At 36.9% G+C, this 4,167-nt stretch carries 4 protein-coding genes; 1 reads left to right on the forward strand and 3 read right to left on the reverse strand.

Annotated features, from left to right (window positions below):
- Window positions 1-1,121: helicase HerA-like domain-containing protein (locus tag MPJ51_RS21195; RefSeq protein WP_298390956.1), on the reverse strand; the 1,121-nt coding region annotated here is incomplete at its 3' end.
- 40 nt (window positions 1,122-1,161) lie between these two features.
- Window positions 1,162-1,992: a deoxyribonuclease IV gene (locus tag MPJ51_RS21200; protein ID WP_298390958.1), complete on the reverse strand. Its 831-nt coding sequence runs from the start codon at window positions 1,990-1,992 to the stop codon at window positions 1,162-1,164.
- 402 nt (window positions 1,993-2,394) lie between these two features.
- Between MPJ51_RS21200 and MPJ51_RS21205 the strand changes: the two genes are divergently transcribed.
- Entirely contained in the window at window positions 2,395-2,922 is a 528-nt protein-coding gene (locus MPJ51_RS21205) for a hypothetical protein (protein WP_298390959.1), read from the forward strand.
- A gap of 123 nt (window positions 2,923-3,045) precedes the next feature.
- Here the strand turns inward: MPJ51_RS21205 and MPJ51_RS21210 are convergent, their stop codons facing one another.
- The gene (locus MPJ51_RS21210) at window positions 3,046-4,017 is read right to left on the reverse strand and encodes an acetoacetate decarboxylase family protein (RefSeq protein WP_298390961.1); all 972 of its coding nucleotides are present in this window, start codon (window positions 4,015-4,017) and stop codon (window positions 3,046-3,048) included.
- Between the last annotated feature and the right edge of the window lie 150 nt (window positions 4,018-4,167).

Below are 4,167 nucleotides of genomic sequence, written 5' to 3' on the forward strand. Positions count from 1 at the left end.
ACAATATTAGGACGCCCTTTTTCATCTAGAAACGATATCAGCGCTTCTCCAACTCCAAGCTCAGTAATTGCAGTTTCGGTATCAAGTTTTGGGTTCGTTCTAAAAGTTTGGGCTGCAGATCTAACCGCTTTTTGGTCGCGTGGAGTATAGGCACGAAGTGCATGTTGAATACGATTTCCTAATTGCCCTAAAACCTCATCAGGAATATCGAGCGGGTTCTGACTTACAAAATATACTCCTACTCCTTTTGATCGGATGAGTCTTGCAACTTGTTCAATTTTTTCTTGAAGTGCTTCCGGAGCATTATCAAAAAGAAGATGTGCTTCATCAAAAAAGAAAACTAGTTTTGGTTTTTCGGGATCTCCTGCTTCAGGAAGTTGTTCAAATAATTCTGACAAAAGCCAGAGTAACAATGTTGCATAAATTCTTGGTGACTTCATTAATTTGTTGGCAGCCAAAACATTTATAATTCCGTTTCCATTTTCATCTGTTTGTAAAAAATCATTCAAATCGAGTGCTGGCTCGCCAAAGAAAATATCTCCTCCCTGATCTTCAAGTGCAAGAAGTTTTCTCTGAATTGCTCCAACGCTAGCTCTAGAAATTCTTCCATACTCGGTTGTAAATTCCGATGCATTTTCTCCTGCGTATTGTAAAATTGAACGAAGATCTTTTATGTCTAAAAGTAAAAGACCATCATCGTCGGCGATTCTAAAAATTAAACTTAGCACTCCAGACTGAGTGTCATTTAAATTTAGAAGGCGACTTAAAAGCAGAGGGCCCATCTCTGAAATTGTAGTTCGAATAGGGTGTCCTTGCTCTCCAAAAACGTCCCAAAAAGTAACAGGGTTTCCGCTGAAACTAAAATCTGAAATACCAATTGCGTTTGCTCGTTCTGAGATTTTTGGATGTTCTTTTCCGGGCTTACTAATTCCTGATAGATCTCCTTTCACATCTGATAAAAAAACCGGAACTCCAATTCTGCTAAAATTTTCTGCCAGTACTTGAAGGGTTACAGTTTTGCCTGTACCGGTTGCACCTGCGATGAGGCCATGGCGGTTTGCCATTTTTGGAAGAATAAAAAGTTCGTTTTTACCTTTTCCAACGACTAAATTTTGAGTCATGAGTTTATAGTTCCCATTTTGTTTTGAATTGTAAAGAGCGTTATTTGTCTCGGAGTTTTTTTAAAGTTTTTATATCTTCATCAACTTTATCCGGAGGAGTTTCTACTATCATATTTATATTTTCAAAAGACAGATCATCAATAATATTTTTGAACCCTTCCAAACCAATTTTGCCTTTACCTATATGTTCATGTCTGTCTTTCCTTTCTCCAAGTCCGACTTTTGAATCATTGCCATGAAAGAGTTTTATTTTTTCAATTCCAACTGTATCAGAAATTATATTTAATGTCTCCTTAAACCCTTTTTTCTGCTTAATATCATAGCCAGCAGCAAATGTATGAGCTGTATCAAGACAAATACCAATATCTAGCTCTTTGAGCTCATCTAAAATTATGGATAGCTCTTCAAAGCTATCACCTACCGTAGCGCCTTGACCTGCAGTATTTTCTAGCAGTAATTTGGTTGAGAAGTCAGAGTTATACATAATCTTCTTTACACCTTCTATAATCAAATTTAATGCTTTTTCTCTACTTATATCTTTTGAGCTTCCTAGATGAGTCATAATATATTTAACTCCAAGCAGGCTTCCTCTTTGAAGCTCTTCTCTAATAATAGCTATTGATGATTCTCTTAACTCTTTTTTCTCAGAGCAAAGGTTTATGTAGTAGGGAGTATGGATATAGTAATCGGTGATATTATATTTGCTGCATTCATTTAAAAATGATTCTACCAATTCGTCTTTTAACTCGGGAGCTTTACCGCCTCTGGGAGATCTGGAGAAGAACTGAAAACATTCACAGCCCAGCTTGTGAGCTCTCCCGGGGGCTTTGTTTATGCCGCCGGCAATAGATACATGCGCACCGAATTTCATAGTTAGAATAATTTACCGTATTTTAGCTTTATTAATAATAAATTTTTAATACCGCTATTGCACATCGATCAAGAAAATAACAAATAAAAACTAAACAACTATAAAAATTTTTTTATTTTGGGGGACAAAAAACAAAAAAAGAAGAAAAACCTTAGCAATAGCGGTATTAGGAAGCATGATACAACTCATTTTTAACTTCTGATAAGCTATCTTATGTCTACTTTGCAAAATATTAGAAAAAATTTCACTTGTATATAGCCCATAAAACTATAAATTTTCCTAGGGAGAAAAATTAATGCTCTTGCCTTATTGATATAGTGACCTATCACGTGATAGAATAGAAAAGTCTTTCTTGTTTTCATTGAATGGCGTCATCAAAACTCTAAACTAAAGGAAACTATATTGCCCACAGAGAACTTGAATCTTCACCCACGAACAATTGTTTCCGAATACGCTGAATTATTAGCTGAAATAAACGAAAACAATAAAATTAAACCATTAAAACTTATACCCTTGGCTCTTCCAGAATCTATACTGCCTTATCCAATTAAGACTATAAGGCATGCCTTAGCAATTTACTTGCTTCACCATGACTATGTTAAACAAAGAGAAGCAATAGAAGATGCCTATTTATATTTAGATAACTTCATACCTGACGAAGATTATAATCTTTTATATGCTCTCCAATCCTCAATGAGCAGGAAGGATCTAGTAGGAGAAGATTCTGATAATAATGTGATTCATATGTTAGATATTATGAAGAAGTTAAGAGCAAGAACGGACAATATCAAATCTCGAAGAGAAGAATCCATAGAAGAGTTAAATGCTTTAAGACGTATAATGGACCTTCCTGATAATATAATGGACTTTAATAGCGAAGAAGAGATCTCAAGCTATGGAGAAGTGCAGGAACTCGGATTAAATCTTTAAAAATTACCTCTCTCTCGCTTTCACCTTTTATAACTTTAAACATAAAAAAAGAGCAGAGCTCCCGTAAGGAAGCCCTGCTCTCGTTTTTTAAATCTTTGTTTCTTAATTGAAACAGTATTCCACTTAACCTTGTGAGTACTGTGGAACCATGAAACGATGACGCATTGTATATTTGAACGGTGTTGAGTAAAGAAGTGGTCCAAAATCGTCTTCGGTTCTTGTTACTGTTTTTGTCCATAGGGTCTGAGCCGGTGGAATAATGAGGTTAAATGTGAAGGAAATAAGTCCTACAACCTCTGTTGCCGGAATCTGACCACCCATGTAATCATATGGGGTTCCAGACATGTACCAGGAGCGAATATCATCGCCTGTAGCGGTTCTGATACTTTCAGGGTTTAGCTGGAAGCGATGTCCTGTACCAAATCCTGGTGGTAGCTCTGATGGTAGATATGTAACCTCATGAATACTTGTGGTTACGTCTGGTCTTGTTGTGATTCTGTAGTTCATACGGCCCCAATCTGTCTTTCCATAAAATGTCGGTCTTGTGGAAAGAGGTTTGTCGGAATAACGACCGTTAGCTGTGTGAAGAATGTATCCTCTTCTTTCCATAAGCATGTTGAAATAGTTGTTATTTGTTCCATGCTCAAAAGCAGCGATGTAAGCAGCTTTTTTAGGGAAACCAAAAGGCTCTTTACCAGCAAAAATTGGGGAATCGTTAGAAAGATACATATATGGATAGTAACCAGCTTTGTAGATAGCGCCGTCGCCGGTGTCTACTGTAGCTGAGAATGTTACACCAAACTCCATGTATGGTCCTAACATTGTGTTTCTGTGAATTACATACCAGAACTCAATAACGTCATCTTGGATAACGATTGGCTCAGGTGTGATTCCCTGCATTGCAGAGTGATCAGCGCGGATAACATAAGCCATCCAGCGGCTTTCTGTATATGTTAGTGGAACAATATCATAGTCAAATACTGGGTCAGCCACACCTTGTGAAATGATGTGGATTCTGTCTCTATCCAGCGGTAAAGGTGGTACTTCACCTTCAGCTAGCCATGGATAGCTATATTCATTTGCTTGTAAACCCATTGCTAATACCTCCTAATTAAATTTATGTTCGTTTTCTTCTTTAATGCGTAAAACAATAAGGCTTTAAATTTAATTCAGCCTTATGATCCCTGTGAAATTGGGAACTGCTGACGAAGTCCATATTTATATGGAGTCGCATAGCCCCTGTAA

Origin of the sequence: Ruegeria sp. (assembly GCF_028066395.1) — a bacterium.
Classification (GTDB): Bacteria; Pseudomonadota; Alphaproteobacteria; order Rhodobacterales; family Rhodobacteraceae; genus Ruegeria.